The following is a 19,753-nucleotide window of genomic DNA, read 5'->3' as shown; positions in this document are numbered from 1 at the left end:
AGGAAAAATTATGTTAGACTCTTATATTTATATAGTCATTGTTCCAATATCTATAGTAATATTACTAGGGCTTATTTTCTTTTTCAAAACTATAACAGGAAACAATGCTACATATAAACCAAAAAATATAAAAAAGAAAATAGAAGAGCTTGAGAAAAAAATACAGCTTAATCCTAAAGATTATAATTCAATGTATGAATTAGCGGTAATAGAAGAACAGTATAATATGCCGGAAAAGGCCTTGGAGAAATACGAAAAACTTCTTAGCATTAAATATTTTGAAGGCGAAGAATTAAATATATATAAAAAACTTGAAGAGTTATATAATAAATTAGATAACAAAGAAGAAAGTTTAAAATACACTTTGAGAATAGCTCAAATGGATGTTAATAACACATACTATTCTATAAAAGCAGCTACAGAACTCGGAAGGGAAGGAGCTTATAAATTAGCTACTGAATATTTCAATAGAGTTCTAAATAATAAAAATGATTTTGAAATATATGAACTTAAAATATCGGCTATATCATATTTCATGAATAAGGAATATAGAAAAGTTATTGCTATGCTTGAAGAACTTCATAAAAGATTAAGCAGAAATATAAGCAATATTGAAGATGATTATGATGAGCTTATATTGGTAGAAAAGATATTGATATCATTATATATCATCACTGATGAGATTAATAGTGCTAGAACTTTCACAGAATCAATATTATCATCAAGAGCAATTAGGAACTATCCCAGATACCGTTTCTTTATAAACAGAATATATTTATATATATTGTATAAATCAGATGATAATGAAGCTTTTATAAACTTATATAATCAATATTCAAAGCAATACAGAATAGATGAAATAAAAAAAGAAGAAAGTATTATAATTTTGGATTTTGCTTTTTATAATTATTTTATAAAAGATATTAACAGTGCTATGAGTTATTTTGAGCATATAAGATTATTTAATGATCCTGAATTTGATATATATGATTTGGACAGTATATTTACTTATTTATCAGAAATTGCTAAAGCCGAAGTCCAATTAAAAAAATTGAGAGGAGATATTCAATTAAATAATAAAGATAAATATGTAAAAGAGAATTATGAAAAATATGTAAATGCTCAATATATAGAATCTTGGGAAAACTCTGTAAGATTATGGGAAGATTCATTTAATAGTTTAGATACCATATTAAATTTGATAGAAATAGAAAGGAATGTAGATATTGAAAAAATATTATTGGAATGCAATATCAATGAAAATAATGCTACCATAGAAAATGTAAGCAGTAAGAAAGTAGATAAAATTTTTGATATAAGTTTATCATCTTTTAAAAGTATATGTCAGGATATAATACAGAAAAAACTTTTGTATTCAGCTGTACAGGAATATAATGAAAAGCTAATAGATTATGATTATGGAGATGAGGTTAATTATTTAGCATTTGCTGTGAACAAGAGTAAAAAAGATTTAACATTAATATCGTTCAAACGCTGGAGAAATACAGAAGTAGGAGAACTTGTAATAAGAGATTTTCTGCTGCTTATTAATGAGGCAGGGGCAAAAAATGGAATATTAGTTCTTCCTCTTGAACTTACAAATAGTGCAAGAAGTTATGCTACTCATAATGACAAAATTAAAGTTTATACAAGAAATCAATTTAATTATATGCTTAGAGACAGCAAAATGTAATTAATTATAATTTATATAGAATAATAAAAAAGAGCTGATAAGTTGTCAGCTCTTTATTTTTTAATATAATTAAATTTTATTAGTTTTCTTTATTGGCTTCTTTAGATTCTTTTGTTTCTTTGGTTTCATCTATGAGTCTTATTAACTCATTAGATCTGGAAGCTATACTTTCTTTTAATGCTAATAATGTATCTTTTCCTGCTTTATTGTTTGCTATTTCTCTTTTTAAAAGATCTGCTATATTAAGGCATGCGAGTATTGCTATAGTATCTCTAGGATAATTAGGTCCATAATGTTCTGCTATATCATTCATACTTTCATTAACAAATTCTGCAACTTCTTTTAAATATTCAGCATTACTCTCTGGAGATTTTATGCTTAGCATTCTGCCGTATATATTAACCTCTACAATAGTAATATCATCCATAATTATTTACCTATTATTTTGATTCATTATCAAAGAAAAATTCTTCCTCATCATCATCACCAAACATATATTGATCATCTTCATTTATATCGAATTCATAATTATCTTCTTTGCTGTTTTTATCAATATTTTCTTCTACTGCTTCATTAGTTTTATTTTTTGTCTGTTCTTCTTTTATGTCATTATCCCAGCTGGCATCTGAAGCATTACTAAAAGGATCTTCATCTTCTGTAACTTTTACATTTGAGATTTCTCTTACTTCTTTTGTTTCTTTGATCTCATCAGTTTTATTAACATTATTTTCAGCTTTGTATTCTTCGTATTCATCAGCTGATGAGAAAGGGTCTTCTTCATCAATCTCTTCTACACTGCTTTCAAATACATTTTCAGCACTTTTTACTTCTTCTTTAATTTCTTGAGATGGTTCTTCTAATGGCTTATCCTCTTTTTCTTCAATAATCTCATTTGCATTATTAGATGTATTGTTAGAAGATTCGTTACTAACTGATTCATTATGAACAGCATTTTCTGTATTATGAATCATAGAAGCATGATGAGATTTTTTAGCCTCAAAATTAGATTTTCTCACACTGTCTATTCTTTCTATAAGAATACTTAATTTTTCTTTAAGTTCATTATTTTCTTTACTTAGAGAATCTATAGCTCTTATTGCTTTTTCTAATTCTTTTTTAAGATTATCATTTTCTTCTATTAAAGTCATAGAATCTTTTTCTGTATTTTCCAAATTAGATTTAAGAGTATCTCTTTCTATTCTAGTAGCTTCTAATTGTTTTATTAAGTTATCTTTATCTTCTTTTATAGAATTATAATTATCTGTAACATTTCTTTTATCAGCTTCTAGTATAGTTTTTTCTTCTTTTAAGATATTGAAACTATCTTTGACATTTTTCAAACTATTTATTAACTCTTCTTTTTCGGATTTGAGCTGTTCTATAATTTGATGCAATTCTTTATTATCGAATGAAATTACTTGGTATTCATCTAGAAAATCTTTCAATTTTTCTTCTAAAATTGTAAATTCTTTCAAAATTCCCCCCAAAAAAATGTATATTAAAAATTATATCACATATAAATTCAATTGTCAATTTTTTATTTTATGATACAATATAATTTATAAAACATAATATAAAACAGGTTTTTATGAAGAAATTAAAGTTAATTGTCTTGAGTTTGGTATTAATCACCTGTCCAATAATATACGGACAATCACCATATACAGATAAAGATCAAAAAGTCTTGAAAGGTGCCATAGATGCTTGGCCATTTATAGGTATAGAATACGAAAGGCCTACAGAAAGTTATATGCCTTTTGATTATATACATGAAAGTCATAAAAGAGAAAATAGGGTAAAAAATTCATTTCCTTCAAGGATTTTATATGAACTTTCTACTATAGAAGTTCATATGAATACTTTAATAGGTGTCAATTTAAAAGATGGACATTTCAGTATGCCTAATATGTATTTATCTCTTGGCAAAAGTTTTCATTTTGATTGGATGTTTTCTGCTACTCCTTTTGTAACTATGACTTCAAAATTTGATGTATTTAGTAAAGATCATGCTACTGGAAGTATAGGTTTATATGATGCTGGTATAGAAACTGTTACTTTAACTAGAATATTATTGTCATTTAGAATGAAAGCTGTTAATGATATAAACGGAAACACATTTATGCTGCTTCCTTCAGTTATAGACAGTGAATCTGCAAGTTTTGCTCCCCATTGGTATATTCCTAGAGTTAATAATGAAATGGGTTTCAGAGCTGGATTTATAGGATATAATTATGAATTATCTTATTCGCAAGGTTATTCTAAAGATTCTAATCCTTTAGCGGTTGCTTTAAAAATTAACGGAGATTATTTTAGGGCTCAATTCCTATATCAATATAATGATAAAAATTCACTTTCTCCAGAAAATTTTCAAAGCATATATAATAATAATATCAACAATAAAGAAGACTATTATACACATCATTTAGTTCAATTATCTGGTATGGGAAGAATTCCTTTTCTCGACAAACAATTATGGCTTAATTTGCTTGGTGAATATACTTGGAGAGATAATGATGCTCATTATGTAAGGCTTGAAATTGGGCTTGAATGGAAAATGCTTAATATTGCTATACGTCCTTTATTCTATATACCGGTTAATTATGATGATGATAATCATGTGAATAAATTTGATCCTAAAAAAGATTTATTCTGTTTGGAATATTCTGCTTATGTTAAATTTGATCCTATTTATTTCGGATTCCAAGGTTCAACAGATGGAAGATATTATATTGCTATGAAGGCTGTATTTTAATTGATGATCGCACGGTAAATAAAATTTTATTATTAAGTTAATTATAAATACAAATCCATTGTAATAATAAAAATATATTAATCGTGCGTTAATGTAAATTTTAAAATTAAATAATACTTGGGTGGGGATTAATATCTCTAATTAAGCAATAAAGATAATTTAAATTAAGTTTCAAATATATGTTATAAATAATAAAGGGCGGGGTATGTAATTAAAGTTTTAAAGTTTAATTACATTTGCCCACCCTCTATATTTATCATTTTATTCTGTCATTTTTGTTTTATTTTCTTTTTTGTTTGCACTGTTATTATAGCACCCACCCAAGAGTTTTTTAAATTTATAGCCTTTACACCGCACGTATAATAAAATTAAAAATATAAAATTTGTTATTAATGGATTTTTATTATATTTGAAATTTATCTTACCGTGCGTTATAGTATATATAATAATGCTTTTTTATATGATTGTATTGACATAAATATTAAGTAATATATCATTCAATAAAAATATTATTAATGGGGAATAATAATTGAGAAATTTAAATCTTGATGAAGCAATATTAAGCGAATATTTATTAGATGATTTTAATTCAGAAGATAGTTCTATAATAGAAAATGAGCTGCAAAAAAGATTATCAGATTATGAAATAAGAGAATTAGAGATAGGGTGCGGCAATGGGAAGTTTATAGTTGAACTTGCTATGAATAATAAAGATAAATATTTTGTAGGAATAGAGTATTCATATAAAGCTGCTAAAAAAGCTGTGTCCAAAGCATATAAGAGAAATATAAAAAATCTTACTATTATATTCGGCGAAGCTAATAATGTAATAGAAAAATATTTGAGAGGAAAATATTATTTTGATAAAATATATTTAAACTTTCCAGATCCTTGGCCAAAGAAGAAGCATGCTCATAGAAGAATATTTACTAGAGTTTTTTTGGATAAAATGCATACTATACTGAAAGATGACGGCATATTCTATTCAGTAACAGATGATGATAATTATGCATTAGAAATAATGAATCCTATTTATAAAGAAGCAGAAAACTTTAAGAATGTTTTGGATAGTGAATATGTTCATAAATTGGAAGGATATGGAGTTACACTCTATGAGGAGAAAATGAGGGCAGTAGGTCATAATATATACTTTTTTGCTCATTCTAAAAATATATGATGATTAATCAGTTAAAAATTATATTTTTTATATTAATATTTTTTGTAATTTCCTGCAGCGATGAAGAAAGTTCAAAAGAAACTACTATCATAAGTATAATAAAAGAAAAAAATACAAGAAGATATAATTCTATAGAGAAGGGACTTTTAGATCAAATAAATTCAGATGGAATGGATGTTCAAATAAATTTTTATTCATTAGATAATGATGAATTATCGATTATAAGAACGGCCAATAATGTAAGAGATGATAATTCCAGCATAGCAATAGTTATAGGAGAAAATGCAACTTTATTATCCATGAATATAATAGTTCCTCAAACAATAATATTTGCAGGCTGTTTTGATGATTTATCTGTCAGTAATATCAATAGGAATAATATTCAGAATAATAATATTACCGGAGTTTATATAAATTTGGATATCACCAAATATATAAAAATTATTTCTGATAAAAATGTCGCTAATATTGCCTATTTGTATACAAAAAATTCGGAAATGTCAGCTAATATCTCCAAATATATAGCCAGATACTGCCGTAATGAGAATATAATATATTATCCTTTAATTATAGATGATAATTTAAATTCTCATAATTTAGAAGATGCTATTAAATCAAAAGATATAGATTATTTAATTTTGGCCGATGAAGATTATATAAATGATAATATATACTCAATAGCCTATTTATGTGATAAATATTCTATACCATTGATAAATACAGATGTATCTGAAGCAGTGAATACAGCAATATTATTCTCTTTGGACTTTAATTATTATTATTTAGGCAGGCAATTAGCATTATTACTTAATGATGTTATAAATAATAATGGCAAAACAGAAGGTTTAGGCTTTGTACAATTGTCTGATTCGTATAAAATTCTAGTAAATGAAGACATTGCTGAAGAATATGATATAAAATTGACAGAAGAAATACTGGATATAAGTTCATTATTAATAAAAGATGGTAAAGTAATAAAAAAATAGGCTATATATTATGTTAATTCTGCTTGACAAAATTAGTGCTTCATAGTATTATATTTTAAACTTTAAATCGTATAATAGCGATAATTATCTTAATTTTTGAAATTGATTAGTAAATAATTCAATATAAGAAGGAGAAAAAAAATGGCAGTACCAAAGCATAGAAAGTCGAAAGCAAAAAAAAGATCAAGACAAGCAGCTAATGATAAAAGATTCTTAGGTTCATTATCAATCTGTCCTCAATGCGGAGCAGAAAGAATGCCTCATAGAATCTGTCCAGAATGCGGTTTCTATAAAGATAGAGTAGTAAAAGCTCCAAAAACACAAAATGCCGGATAATAAATAATAAAATAATTTTTAGGAAGTTATTATGAATTTAGCCATAGATGTAGCCAGCGGCGAAAAACCTCTCGAAGAATTAGTTTCAGGTGCTGTTAGTGCCCTACAAGAAAATAAAGATATTAATTTAATTTTAGTGGGTAATGAACAAAGTATATCAAAAGCCATATCTAAAACTAAATATGATCATAATCGTATAGATATAAGACATACAGATGAAATAATAGATATGAATGAAAGCCCTGCTAATGGAATAAAACATAAGAAAAATGCTTCTGTTTTATTGGCTGCACGCTTGGTTAGAGAGGGAGAGGCAGATGGTTTCTTCTCTCCTGGCAATACAGGAGCTACTTTAGCCGCAGCTCTTACAGAAATAGGACGCTTGAAAGGTGTTATGCGTCCTCCTCTTATATCCACACTTCCAAAATTGAATGGTGAGTTCTGTATGTTGGATATGGGAGCTAATGTAGATTGTACTACAGATTATATAGTTCAATTTGCAGTTATGGGCAGAGTGTTCGCTAAAAGATACTTAAAAATAGATAATCCTAGAGTCGGCCTTTTGAATATAGGAGAGGAGGACTCAAAAGGAAATGCTAATGCTAAAAAATCATTTGAACGTCTTCAAAAAATGAAAAAGATTAATTTTATCGGTAATATAGAACCTAATGATATGTTAAAATCGGATAGTGTAGATGTAGTTGTAACAGACGGATTCGATGGTAATATAGTATTGAAAACAATAGAAGGAACAGCTTCTTTTGTTGTTAATTTATTAAAAGAAGAGGTTAAGAAAAATCCGGTTAGTGTAATGGGCGGTCTTATGATGAAACCTGTATTTAATAATTTGAAATCAAAAATGAGTTCCGATTCTTATGGTTCTGCTATATTATTAGGTTTAAACGGTGGAGCTTTTGTTGGGCATGGTAAAACTAGCGGTGTCGGTATAAAAAATGCCATACTAAATATGTATAGATTCTTAGATGCCAAAGTAAATGAAAAAATAGCTAAAGAACTTTATGACTCCGGAGCTAAAAGAAGAATTTTTTAAAGGAAATTTTTAATGGTATATATTAAATCTTGTAAAGGCACTTATAAAAATAATAAAACCAATATGGCAGCCTCAGATTTAGCCTTACTATCGATAAATGAAGTAATTAAAGATATAGATCCCAATAATATAGATGCAATTCTTTGTGCTACAGTTACTAAAGATTATGTTTATCCTTCCACAGCTTGTATATTAGCAGGAAAAATCAAAGCAAGTAATGCTTTCTGTTTTGATATAGAGAGTGATTTTACAGGCTTCTTATCAGCATTAAGATTAGCTTATGCCTTTGTAAAAAGCGGAAGATATAAAAATATTTTAGTAGTTGCCACAGAATCATTTTATATATGTGATGATGAAAATAGATTCGATGATGCTAGTGCTGCTGCTTTAGTAACAAATGAAAAATCAGATATTCAAATAGATTTTATAGATTCAGTAACAGACGGAAATGCGTTAGAAAATTGTTATATTCCTATGGGCGGAACAGCTAAGCCTTATACAAAAGAAGGCGTACTCAATAAAGAACATTTTATTTCTATAAAAGACAGCGGTATTTTTGAAGAAGAAGCTAAAAAAGCCGGTCTTTATGTTAAAGATATTTTATCATCTAATAACATAAATCCCGATTTATATATACCATCTTATTCAAGCCCTAATGCATACAATGCTTTTGTTGATGCTTTGTCTGTAAGCAAAGATATAGTGTACTCAAAAATGGAAAATGCTCATTCATCTTTGAGTGCTTCATCAGGAGTGGCATTATCTATGGCTTTAGAAGATGGTTCTATAAAGAAAAACAGTAAGGTAGCTATATGCAGTTATGGAAGTGGTTATACCAAATCTGTAGCTGTTATTTCTATAAATTAATAAAATTAAAAAATAGTATTTAGTTTTTAATTGAGTGAAGGATTGATAATATGAACTTAGGTAGATTTCGTTTTGGCGGAGTTCATCCGCATGACAGTAAGGATACAGCCGATATTGCTTCATCAGCTCTATCCAAGCCCCCTAAAACCGTCCTAATATCTATGTCTCAGCATATTGGTGCTCCGGCTAAAATGTTAAAAAACAAAGGGGATAAAATCGAAAGAGGCGAACTTATAGGAGAGGCCGGCGGTTATGTATCAGGAAATGTTCATTCTTCTGTTACAGGTACTGCTGCATCTGTAGAAATTGCTGCTCCTCCTCTAGGGCGCGGTGCTAATGCCTTGCTTATCAATGTTGACAGCAATGCAGATAATTTAGCTTATTTTGAAAGTTCTGATTATATGTCTATGCCAGTAGAAGAAATGTCTAAAAAAATACAGCAAGCTGGTATAGTAGGTATGGGTGGTGCAACTTTCCCTACTCATGTTAAAGTTGATGGTGCTGCTAAGGGAAATGCTGACACTTTAATTATTAATGGTGTTGAATGTGAACCTTATATCACTAGTGACTATAGACTTATGATAGAATATACTCAGGATCTTTTCAAGGGTATTGAAATCTTAAGAAAAATAATCCCTTCTGTGAAAAGAACTATTATTGGTATAGAAAATAATAAGCCTAAAGCAATAGAGGAAATGGCTAAAATAGGTAAAGAACATAATGTTGAAGTTATGCCTTTAAGACTTCGCTATCCTCAAGGTGCTGAAAAAATGCTTATAGAAGCTACTACTGGAAGAATAGTACCTGTAAGCAAACTTCCTATGGATGTTGGTGTTATAGTTGTTAATATAGCTACTTTATATGCTATATATGAAGCTGTAGCTAAAAATAAACCTCTTATAGAAAGACTTGTTACAGTATCAGGTGATGCTATAAAAGAACATAAAAATGTATGGCTTCCTTTAGGTACACCTATTTCACATGTTGTTGAAGAATGCGGCGGAATCACTGCTGAAAATGTTCTTATACTTTCAGGCGGTCCTATGATGGGTGCTGCTATACCTAATCTTGAACAATGTGTTAATAAAGGTACTAACTCACTTCTATTCTTAGATAAAGATAAATTACCTAAAGAAGTAGAATATCCTTGTATTAAATGTGGAAGATGCGGTAATGCTTGTCCGCTTCACTTATCTCCTACTGAGCTTGCTCATACTGCAAAAGCTAAAATCAAAGATAAATTGAATGATTTAGATATAGCAACTTGTTTTGAATGCGGATGCTGTACTTATATATGTCCTTCAAAAATTCCTTTGGTGCAGTGGATTAGATTTGGTAAAGATTTATTAAGAAGATAGTTTAAGGAGATAATGATGAAATTTTATACAGAATCTTCTCCGCATATTAAAGACGGAGATACTACCAATAAGATAATGTTAAGAGTTATTATAGCTCTTTTACCTGCTGTTATATATAGTATAGTGCTTTTCGGAGCTAAAGTTATAGTTTTATATTTGACTGCTATTATTACTTGTATACTTGCAACTGTAATTGTTAAAAAGGTAAGAAAAAAACCTTTATTACCTGATTATGCTGTTATTGTTACTGCTATACTTTTAGTTATGACTCTTCCTCCTTCTTCAACTATAACTATGGTTGTAATCGGAAGTGCTGTTGCTATAGTATTTGCTAAGGAAGTTTTCGGCGGTTTGGGTTCTAACATATTCAACCCTGCTTTGGTAGGAAGAGCTTTCTTACAAGTAGCTTTCCCTGCTCAAATGACTATATATGCTGCTCCTGCTAGAGTGCCTTTCTTGGATTTATTTGCTCCAGGACTACATAATTTAGTTAATAGCGTTACAGGCGGTACTCAGTCTATAGATATGATGAATGCTTTGACTCAGTCTACTCCTTTAACTTTTATGAAATTTACTTACAATGCTAATATAAGCACTTCTTTAGCTGAACAAATAGGTTTTGAATCACATTATTATCTTCAAATGTTATTAGGTAGTACTTCAGGTGCTATAGGTGAAACTTCATTCTTACTTCTTTTAATAGGCGGTATATACTTGCTTGCTACTAAGACTATAGATTGGAGAATACCTTTAGGAATGTGTTTATCTTTAATGTTTGTAAGTCTTTTACTTTGTTTAGGAATGCCTGGAAAATTCCCTTCTCCTATATATCAAGTATTAGCAGGCGGTTTCGGTTTAGGTGCTTTCTTTATGGCTACTGATATGGTTACTTGCCCTTCAAGTCATTTAGGTGCTTGGATCTATGCTATTTTAATAGGTGCTGTACTTGCTATATTAAGAGCTTTCGGTTCTTCTCCAGAGTATATGATGTATTCAATACTTATAGGTAATATGTTTATGCCTTTAATTGCTATGCTTACTCGTCCTATGCCTGTTGGTAAAAAAGAACTTCTTGCTATTAATAAAGCTAATGCTCAGAAAGAAGGAGGTAAATAATTATGAAAAAAGAGGTTGGTTATACTGCCGTTATTTCGGTTACAATTACTGCATTGTTGGCTGGTTTTTTGCTTTCATTTGTATATTCTTCTTTTGAAAAAGATATTTTAGCTAACAATGAAAAAACAGTGCTTAATGGTGTTAAAACTGTTATTGAGGGTGCTGATGAATTAGAAGGCCCTTTAACTGAAAATTCTACTTACCCTTACTATATCGGTAAAAAAGCTGATGGTACTGTAGTTGGTTATGCTATGCTTTCTTCTGCAGGCGGATACAATGGTGAAAATAAAGTGCTTGTTGGTTTAGATGCCAATGTTGAAAAGATTACTGCTATCGTAGTTACTGAGCAAGCTGAAACTCCTGGTCTTGGTGCTAAAATCACTGAGCCTGCTTTCAGAGATCAATTCAAAGGTCAAAGCACAATCGTTTCTTTATCTGTTGTAAAAGGAATTAAGCCTGAAGAGGCAGGAGATGCTCAAATTGCTGCTATAAGCGGTGCTACAATATCTTCTACTTCTGTTGTTAATGCTGTTAATAGTGCTAAAGATGAGGCTGTTAATTTATTCAAAAATCAATAAATTAATTAAATAATTAGGAATATAATAAGGCTTATAAATGTTAATCATTTATAAGCCTTTTTTATTTTTATTTATGAAGTAATCAATTTAACGCACGGTGAATAGCATTTTTATTTATCATTTAAATTATAATTCACATTTTACTCATACTCAAAATTTTACTCTGCGTGCGGTAATAATGCTTCAAATTTTTAAAAAAATCTTGGGTGGGCAGCAAAAATAACATAGTAAAATTAAAAAGAAAAATAGTACAAAAATATCTATATTAATAAAAAGCCTAGAGGGCGGGGAATGAGAATAAAATTTTTAATTTAAAACTTTTATTATATATGTTATAATCATAAAAAATATTTATGGAAATGAAATAAATATGCAGGAATTCAAGCTAATAGAAAAAATCAAAGAATTAACAAAATCAAATAATACAGACAATTTAAATATAGGTGATGATTGTGCTGTTATAAGAAACATAAGCACAGATAAAGATGTTTTAGTAACAACTGATATATTGGTAGAAAATATACATTTCTCTTTGAATTATTATTCTTTTTATGATATAGGGTATAAGTCAGCTCAGGCAAATATTAGCGATATAATATGCAAAGGGGCAGAACCTAAAAATGCATTCATATCTCTTTCAATACCTAAAAAAATTAATGATGAAAATATATTGGAATGGTATAGCGGTTTTATAGAAGCATGTAAACCGTATAATATTGAAATATCTGGAGGAGATACTACTTCATCAAATGACTTCTTTTTCATTTCTGTAACATTGATTGGCATTATAGAAAAGAATAAATCAATATTAAGAAGCAATGCTAAAATTGATGATAATGTTTATGTACTTGGTTTTGTAGGAGAAAGTGATTTAGGACTTAAAAAACTTTTATCTGGAAATTATGATTATAATGATTATAGTATTAAAACTCATTTAAGACCTAAACTTTTTTATGATAGATGGCAGGATATAATTAATAAATATAAAATCAACTCATCTATAGATATAAGTGATGGACTTTTACAAGATACTTCTCATATTGCTGAAGAGTCAAATAAAACTATAGAAATATATGAATCTTCTAATTGGAATTTAGTAAATAGATTTTTTAATAAGGACAATAAAAATAATAATAAAGAAATATTAAAATCTATTCTTACAGGCGGAGAAGATTATGCTGTTATTTTTACAACTTCAGATAATATCCCCGAGGAAAATAATTTAATAAAAATAGGAAAAGTAAAAGAATATTCAAATACATATATAAGATTTATAGATTTAAATAATAAAGAAATTCATTTTGATTCATTAGGATTTGTGCATTCTTGATTTATTTACATATGCCTGCACTTTTGCTTTATAGTTTTTTATTATTGCTAGTGATAAACTTATTATATATAAAAAATCTCGTTTTAAAATCTCTATCAGCTTTTATCTGATAGACGCTCGATTTTTTATTTTTAATCTAGCTGACAACTTCCTTCGTTAGTTATCAGCTACTCGTTTATTCTTATTATTGCTAGCGATAAACTCGCCAAAATCTAGCTGATAATAAAATTATCAGCTGCTCGTTTATAGCTTTAAAACTTATAATATAACTAATATTTAATTATTAATATCAGCAATAATAAAAATTAATAATTTTAATTTAAACAATATATAAAAAACGTATTTACAATGCATTGATTAGATCAATAATAAAAAAATTATAAATAAACTTGTAAAAGCAATTTTAAATTACTATACTATAGTATAATGGGACACATTTCAGAAAAATAATCTATTATAAAAATAATTTTTAAGGAGAAAACATGAGAGAAATAGTAATAGCAAGTGCTGTTAGGACACCTGTAGGCAAATTTTTGGGATCATTTTCCAATGTATCTGCTGTAGAATTAGGTACAATAGCAGTAAAAGAAGCATTAAAAAGAGCAAACATCAAACCTGAACAAGTTGATGAAACTTATTTTGGCTGTGTTATACAATCAGCACTTCTTCCAAATGTAGCAAGGCAAATTTCTATTAATGCCGGAATACCTGTAGATAAGCCTGCATTAACTATCAATATATTATGCGGTTCTGGACTTAGAGCAGTATCAATGGCAGCACAAATGATTAGAGCTGGAGATGCTGATATAGTAGTTGCAGGCGGTACAGAAAATATGAGTATGGCTCCTTATACTTCTTCAGCTATGAGAATGGGAGCTAGAATGGCTGAAACTAAGATGCAGGATACTTTACTTAATGATGCTCTTATATGTGCTTTTGAGCATTATCATATGGGAGTTACTGCCGAAAATATTGCAGAAAAGTGGGGAATAACTAGACAGGAACAAGATGAGTTTGCATGTAGAAGTCAAAATAGAGCTGAGGCTGCTGTAAAAAGCGGAAGATTTAAAGATGAAATAGTTCCTGTTACAATAAAAACTAAAAAAGGTGAAATAGTAGTTGATACAGATGAACATCCTACATTTGGTACTACTATGGAATCTTTAGGCAGATTAAAGCCGGCATTCAAGAAAGACGGTACAGTTACTGCTGGTAATGCTTCTGGTATCAATGATGCTGCTTCTGCTGTAGTAGTTATGTCTAAAGAAAAAGCTGATGAGCTTGGAATTAAGTATATGGCTAAAGTTTTGGGTTATGCTACTCATGGAGTTGAACCTAGAATAATGGGTATAGGACCTGTAGAAGCAACTAGAAAAGCTTTGAAAATGGCTAATCTTACAGTTGAAGATATGGACTTGATAGAAAGTAATGAGGCTTTCGCTGCTCAATCTATAGCTGTTGCTAGAGAACTAAAATTCGATATGGATAAAGTTAATGTTAATGGTGGTGCTATTGCTATAGGACACCCAATCGGAGCTTCCGGAGCTAGAATACTTACTACACTTTTATATGAGATGAAAAAACGCGGTTCTAAAAAAGGACTTGCTACGCTTTGTATAGGCGGCGGTATGGGTACTTCTTTAGTTGTAGAAATGTAATTTATAGTTTATGAAATTATGAGGGTTAAAACTTGATATTAAGTTTTAACCCTTTTTTATTATTAATGAATTTTAAACTTAAAAATATATTATCATTATAGCTGTTTATCATAAAATCAAATTCAAGAAAAATATAAAATTAATACATAAATAATAATAGCAATAAATCCTATTAACTGTGTTTAGTATATGCCTAAACAATTATATTTTGTCAAAAATAAAGTTGTTACATTGAAAATATGTGGAGGGCTTTGCTGCAAAGCACACCGCACCCAACTTCTTTTGGACGACGTCCACCTCTTGGCGTGCCCAATTGCAGCGAAAGACTATATTTTGCTTCAATTTAATAAATTATTTTACCTGTAGTAAAATTTTAGTATTATTTAATACTAAAATTTTATACTTGCATTTTTTGCAACTTTTTGCGGCGGGAAAAAGTTGAATAAAAAAATGACAAACTTAAAAATTTTCAGTATATACCAAAACAAATATATTTTGTCAAAAATAATTTTTTAAATTTTAAATATTTGCAGGGCTTTGCCCCGCACCCCCCACTTCTTTTGTTGCCACAGGCGAAGCCCGCCTACGGCGAGAAGCAAAAAGGCTATATTTTAGATTAAATTTAATGTTTTATATTACATTAAAACAAAAATTAGTATTATTTAGTACTAATTTTATACTTGCACTTTTTACGGTGGGAAAAAGTTGAATAAAAAAATTGACAAACTTAAAAATTTTCAGTATATATGAAATATTTATTCTTGTTTGTGCATAAAATTATTTATCTATTTATTAAGTCAGTGATTATATAAACAAAAAAAATAGTAAATTTTAGTACCTTTTCTTTTTGTTAAAATTTATAAAAAATATAAAAGAAAAAATGCTTGTAAAAATTTCAGCCGTTGGAAAAGAAAGCCATACTCCTGTCATATTAAAAAGCGAAGATAAAATAAATATTGAAGGCATTATAAATACGAATCCTCTTAATATAGATATTATAAACGATGGTTTAGCTTTATCCATAGCAGAAAAATATACACAAGTTATAATATTATAACCCACAAATATAAATGCTGTGAAATATATGCGAAGTCCATTAACAGATATTTTTTGAAGCTCTTCAATATTATCTCTATTAAAAATTGAAGTTATTTCATTTGCAAATACAAAAGTGATTATATAAACTACAATAGAAATGCTAGCTGATAAAATTATAGAGTATTTATATATTTTATTTATATTCATTTCATTATTATAATTCATACTTATAATAGGCTGCACTCCTTGTCCCATTCCTGTGAATATTGCTATTATTACTAATGCTATATTAGCAGTTATACCATAAGCTGCAACTCCTACATTACCGGCAATATTTAATATTATTATATTGAAAGCCACCATAACAAAAGCTGATGATAATTCTGTTATAAGAAAAGATATTCCAAGAGAAGATATTTCAAAAAATTTCTTAAAACTTATATTAGGCTTAACAATAAAAAATGTATTTTTCTTTTTTATAAACAATGTTGACAATATTAATATACTTACAATAGGAGAAAAAACTGTTGCAAGTACAGCTCCGAATATTCCCATATTAAAAGGAAATATAAATATATAATCAAAAACTATATTAAATAAACTTCCCATAAGCATAGCAATCATAGCCAGTCTTGGGTGATTATCATTTCTAACGAATCCTAAAAGTACATTATTAAGCATGAACATAGGTGAAAATAAAAGTATCATCTTAATATATGTATTTGTCATAGTATGTATATTATCTCTAGCACCTAGAATATATGCTATATGCGATGTAAGGAAAATACTTACAACTATAAACAAAACAGATATTATTAATATATAAATCAAAGAGTTAGTAAATATAATATTAGCTTCATTATTTTTATTCTGAGTTTTTAATATTGCGTATTTAGTAGCAGATCCCATACCAAGCATTAATCCAAGTCCATTGACTAAATTGAAAATAGGTATAGCTATATTTAAAGCTGTAAGTCCATCAGAGCCTATTCCTCTTGCTACAAAGAAAGTGTCAGCAAGTATATAGCATGACAATCCTATCATACCGAGAACGTTTAATGATACATATTTGATAAACATATTCAGTACATTCATAAAAAATACCCCATAATAAAAAAACGTTTGTGTTCATACTTTCTAAGGCCTACGGTATGAATACAAACGTTTAAAAAAATTTATCCGGCGACAAATTTTATTATTTTTTATAGATATTGATATTTCTAATTATATACAAAAAATATTATAAGTCAAATATAATGATTTAATTACATACCCCGCCCTTTTATATTTTTTAGTTATTTTTTAAATAAATAATTTAATTTTTCTTTTTTGCTTACTTATTAAAAGTATGCCCGCCCAAGTGTTTATTAGATAGTGAATCTATTTAAACGCACGTTTAGCTTAATTTTTATTCTAGATTTATTTTCAATAATATTAAATCAATATTTATAGTGTTGCTCACCGTGCGGTGAGGAGATTAATAAATTTATTTTAAACTAGGGTGGGGTGCTATAAATTCTAATTTTATGATAAAAAAATTGAAAGTTAAAATTGCAGATTATAACTGTAAATATAAAGGGTGGGGGATTAAAAAAATTCTATATATTATAGGAAGAATGGATTGATATATATTCCTGAGTCAAATCAGTGAAATAATAATAATCTTCATATTTTGTATTGTATCCTAAATCTATAGTTATATAATTTTCTTTTCTTTCTGTGTCAACATTATATTTATTTATTATACCATTTTTATAAATCTCTTCATCATTCACATATAGAGATACATTGTTTATATTTATATTGCAATTACCCAAAACAGATAATATCTTTTCAAAATTAGGATTTTTAGAAAGAAATAAAATTTTCACCAGATTTGAAGTTGCTATTTTTTTTGCTATATCAAAAGCATTACTCTGAGTTTTGGCTCTTTTTACAGACACTATCATAGTTTTTGTAATGCCTTCTCCATCAAGTATTATCATTTTTGCGAGATATGCACATATTTCATCTAATTTATATTTTAAATCTTTGAATAACTTTTTATTTTTTTCTGTAATAATTTTATTGTTTAAAGCTCCATTAGCCATAATAAGAGCCATATCGTTTGTAGAAGTTTCTCCATCAACAGATATTCTATTTAAAGTTTTATCTATTGATTCTTTAAAAGCCTTATTCAAAGCTTCTTTTTCTATATTTAGATCTGTGAATATAAAAAGAAGCACAGTAGCCATATTAGGGTGTATAATAGAGCTTCCTTTGGCAACTGCATAAAAATTAGCTATCTTTCCTGAAGCTACTTCTAATTGAGTAGTATATATCTTATCGAATTTATCTCTAGTTTGAATAGCTTTAGAAATATTATCAAAGTTATTATTGAAATGTTTATTAGATATATTAATAGCTTTTTTTATTTTTTCTGTTTCAAGCTCTATACCTACAATTCCTGTAGAAGCCATTAATATATTATCTTTTTTTATATTATAAGTTTCAGAAGCATATTTAACTATGTCTAATACATCATCATAACCTTTTTTGCCAGTTAAGGCATTAGCTATTTTGCTGTTTACTATTAATAATTCTATATTATTTTTATCATTTTTTTTAGAAAATATAATAGGAGCAGCCTGAAAATTATTTTGAGTATATACAGCAGATACAACGCTTGGGGGATTGCTTTTAATTATTGCCAAATCATAATCATTATTTTTGAGCCCTGATTTCATTACAGCAGAAGAAAAACCCAGCGGCATATCATACATTAAATAAATCCTCCTCTTCCGGATCGGCATCATCTTCTATTCTTTTTACTTTTCTATTTTCATAATTGATTCTTTTTCGTACAAAAAATCTAGTATTCTTTCCGTTTTGTCTTTCCTGTATAATGCCGAAAGTTCCAGAACCAAGATAAACTATTTTATCTTCCGACTCCATATCAGCAATATTATTCTCTTTGATTTCATTTAATATACATTCAAAATGTGCTAACTCTCCGCTAGCATTATGTCTTATGGCTTCTTCTACTATATAAATAGGCTCATTACATATAGGACATATAGGTCTTTCAACGTCTTCTCTCATACGTCTTTTAAGATAACTTTTCTCATATTCCTCTATGCTTTTTTCCTGATATTTATATTGATTATTGTATTTTTTCTTATAGAAGTTATTTTTATTTTTTTATTATTATAAAATTTTTTATTGTTTTCTTTGTTATTATTAAATTTTTTGAATTTCTTCTCTGACATCATAAACCTTTTTTATATAAAGCAACACTTTTATTAGCGTTGCTTTATATATAAAAACAATTAATTATTCATCAAAATCATCATCATAGTCGTCTTCGTCATCATAATCATCGTCATAATCTTCATCATCATCGTCGAAGTCATCATCGAAATCATCGTCGAAGTCATCATCAAAATCGTCTATATCATCATCATCGTAATCATCATCGTCATCATAATCATCGTCATAATCGTCTTCATCATCATAATCATCATCGAAGTCGTCATCATCGTCGAAGTCATCATCATCGAAGTCGTCATCGTCATCGAAATCGCCTTCATCGTCATAATCATCATAATCGTCTTCGTCATCATAATCATCATCATAGTCATCTTCATAATCATCATCATCAAGTTTTGCAAAATAACCATTATTTAATATATTAAGTTCGTCTAAAAAAAAGATAGATCCTAATTCTTCCATCATTTGCTCCATAATTCATAATTTTAAAGCTATAATAATACATAAGTTTTTTTTGTCAAGTATAAATATCTTTAAATTTAAAAAATTATTTAATTATATGAT

General features: G+C 28.2%; 18 protein-coding genes. 12 read left to right on the top strand and 6 right to left on the bottom strand.

The genetic code is table 11. The annotated features are described in order from the left end of the window. The first annotated feature begins 10 nt into the window (after nucleotides 1-10). The gene (locus BINT_RS14255; RefSeq protein ID WP_014489267.1) at nucleotides 11-1,693 is read left to right on the top strand and encodes a restriction endonuclease; all 1,683 of its coding nucleotides are present in this window, start codon (nucleotides 11-13) and stop codon (nucleotides 1,691-1,693) included. Nucleotides 1,694-1,772: 79 nt separating this feature from the next. Here the strand turns inward: BINT_RS14255 and BINT_RS14250 are convergent, their stop codons facing one another. Together BINT_RS14250 and BINT_RS14245 are read right to left on the bottom strand one after the other, a co-directional pair. Further along, entirely contained in the window at nucleotides 1,773-2,120 is a 348-nt protein-coding gene (locus BINT_RS14250; RefSeq protein ID WP_014489266.1) for a cell division protein ZapA, read from the bottom strand. Nucleotides 2,121-2,133: 13 nt separating this feature from the next. Further along, complete coding sequence (locus BINT_RS14245) at nucleotides 2,134-3,168, bottom strand: coiled-coil domain-containing protein (protein ID WP_014489265.1); 1,035 nt, start codon at nucleotides 3,166-3,168, stop codon at nucleotides 2,134-2,136. Nucleotides 3,169-3,281: 113 nt separating this feature from the next. Here BINT_RS14245 and BINT_RS14240 point away from each other — a divergent pair, with 113 nt between their 5' ends. From BINT_RS14240 to BINT_RS14190, 11 genes are all read left to right on the top strand, one after another. Continuing rightward, the gene (locus tag BINT_RS14240; RefSeq protein WP_041177532.1) at nucleotides 3,282-4,445 is read left to right on the top strand and encodes a hypothetical protein; all 1,164 of its coding nucleotides are present in this window, start codon (nucleotides 3,282-3,284) and stop codon (nucleotides 4,443-4,445) included. 529 nt (nucleotides 4,446-4,974) lie between these two features. Beyond that, nucleotides 4,975-5,622, top strand: coding sequence for a tRNA (guanosine(46)-N7)-methyltransferase TrmB (gene trmB / locus BINT_RS14235; RefSeq protein WP_014489263.1), 648 nt, complete (start codon nucleotides 4,975-4,977; stop codon nucleotides 5,620-5,622). Further along, nucleotides 5,619-6,608: an ABC transporter substrate-binding protein gene (locus BINT_RS14230; RefSeq protein ID WP_014489262.1), complete on the top strand. Its 990-nt coding sequence runs from the start codon at nucleotides 5,619-5,621 to the stop codon at nucleotides 6,606-6,608. Before trmB ends, BINT_RS14230 begins: the two co-directional genes overlap by 4 nt. A gap of 141 nt (nucleotides 6,609-6,749) precedes the next feature. Then, nucleotides 6,750-6,944: a 50S ribosomal protein L32 gene (gene rpmF, locus BINT_RS14225; protein ID WP_014489261.1), complete on the top strand. Its 195-nt coding sequence runs from the start codon at nucleotides 6,750-6,752 to the stop codon at nucleotides 6,942-6,944. A 31-nt stretch (nucleotides 6,945-6,975) separates the two neighbouring features. Then, nucleotides 6,976-7,995: a phosphate acyltransferase PlsX gene (gene plsX, locus BINT_RS14220; protein ID WP_014489260.1), complete on the top strand. Its 1,020-nt coding sequence runs from the start codon at nucleotides 6,976-6,978 to the stop codon at nucleotides 7,993-7,995. A 12-nt stretch (nucleotides 7,996-8,007) separates the two neighbouring features. Continuing rightward, on the top strand, nucleotides 8,008-8,862 hold the full coding sequence (locus tag BINT_RS14215) for a 3-oxoacyl-ACP synthase III family protein (RefSeq protein WP_014489259.1): 855 nt from the start codon (nucleotides 8,008-8,010) through the stop codon (nucleotides 8,860-8,862). 50 nt (nucleotides 8,863-8,912) lie between these two features. After that, a complete protein-coding gene (gene rsxC, locus BINT_RS14210) occupies nucleotides 8,913-10,220 on the top strand; it encodes an electron transport complex subunit RsxC (protein ID WP_014489258.1) in 1,308 nt (435 codons plus the stop codon). 15 nt (nucleotides 10,221-10,235) lie between these two features. After that, on the top strand, nucleotides 10,236-11,336 hold the full coding sequence (locus BINT_RS14205; RefSeq protein WP_041177531.1) for an RnfABCDGE type electron transport complex subunit D: 1,101 nt from the start codon (nucleotides 10,236-10,238) through the stop codon (nucleotides 11,334-11,336). 2 nt (nucleotides 11,337-11,338) lie between these two features. Further along, entirely contained in the window at nucleotides 11,339-11,914 is a 576-nt protein-coding gene (locus BINT_RS14200) for an FMN-binding protein (protein ID WP_014489256.1), read from the top strand. A 370-nt stretch (nucleotides 11,915-12,284) separates the two neighbouring features. Further along, nucleotides 12,285-13,244 carry a thiamine-phosphate kinase gene (thiL, locus tag BINT_RS14195; protein WP_014489255.1) on the top strand — a complete coding sequence of 320 codons (960 nt, stop codon included), beginning with the start codon at nucleotides 12,285-12,287 and terminating at the stop codon, nucleotides 13,242-13,244. A 482-nt stretch (nucleotides 13,245-13,726) separates the two neighbouring features. Next, nucleotides 13,727-14,902, top strand: a complete 1,176-nt coding sequence (locus BINT_RS14190) for an acetyl-CoA C-acetyltransferase (protein WP_014489254.1) — start codon at nucleotides 13,727-13,729, stop codon at nucleotides 14,900-14,902. An 831-nt stretch (nucleotides 14,903-15,733) separates the two neighbouring features. On the opposite strand, the gene BINT_RS14185 is transcribed toward BINT_RS14190, so the two are convergent. The 4 genes from BINT_RS14185 to BINT_RS14170 form a co-directional block, all read right to left on the bottom strand. Beyond that, a complete protein-coding gene (locus BINT_RS14185) occupies nucleotides 15,734-17,035 on the bottom strand; it encodes an MATE family efflux transporter (RefSeq protein ID WP_041177530.1) in 1,302 nt (433 codons plus the stop codon). A 503-nt stretch (nucleotides 17,036-17,538) separates the two neighbouring features. After that, nucleotides 17,539-18,702 carry a bifunctional ornithine acetyltransferase/N-acetylglutamate synthase gene (argJ, locus tag BINT_RS14180; protein ID WP_014489252.1) on the bottom strand — a complete coding sequence of 388 codons (1,164 nt, stop codon included), beginning with the start codon at nucleotides 18,700-18,702 and terminating at the stop codon, nucleotides 17,539-17,541. Then, nucleotides 18,695-19,021 carry a hypothetical protein gene (locus BINT_RS14175; RefSeq protein WP_014489251.1) on the bottom strand — a complete coding sequence of 109 codons (327 nt, stop codon included), beginning with the start codon at nucleotides 19,019-19,021 and terminating at the stop codon, nucleotides 18,695-18,697. The genes argJ and BINT_RS14175 overlap by 8 nt, the downstream gene beginning before the upstream one ends. 231 nt (nucleotides 19,022-19,252) lie before the next feature. Further along, nucleotides 19,253-19,651, bottom strand: coding sequence for a DNA primase (locus BINT_RS14170; protein WP_234944337.1), 399 nt, complete (start codon nucleotides 19,649-19,651; stop codon nucleotides 19,253-19,255). Between the last annotated feature and the right edge of the window lie 102 nt (nucleotides 19,652-19,753).

Source organism: Brachyspira intermedia PWS/A (assembly GCF_000223215.1).
GTDB lineage: Bacteria > Spirochaetota > Brachyspiria > Brachyspirales > Brachyspiraceae > Brachyspira > Brachyspira intermedia.
Note: the sequence above shows the minus strand (reverse complement) of the source record. Positions and strands in the feature narration are given on the sequence as shown.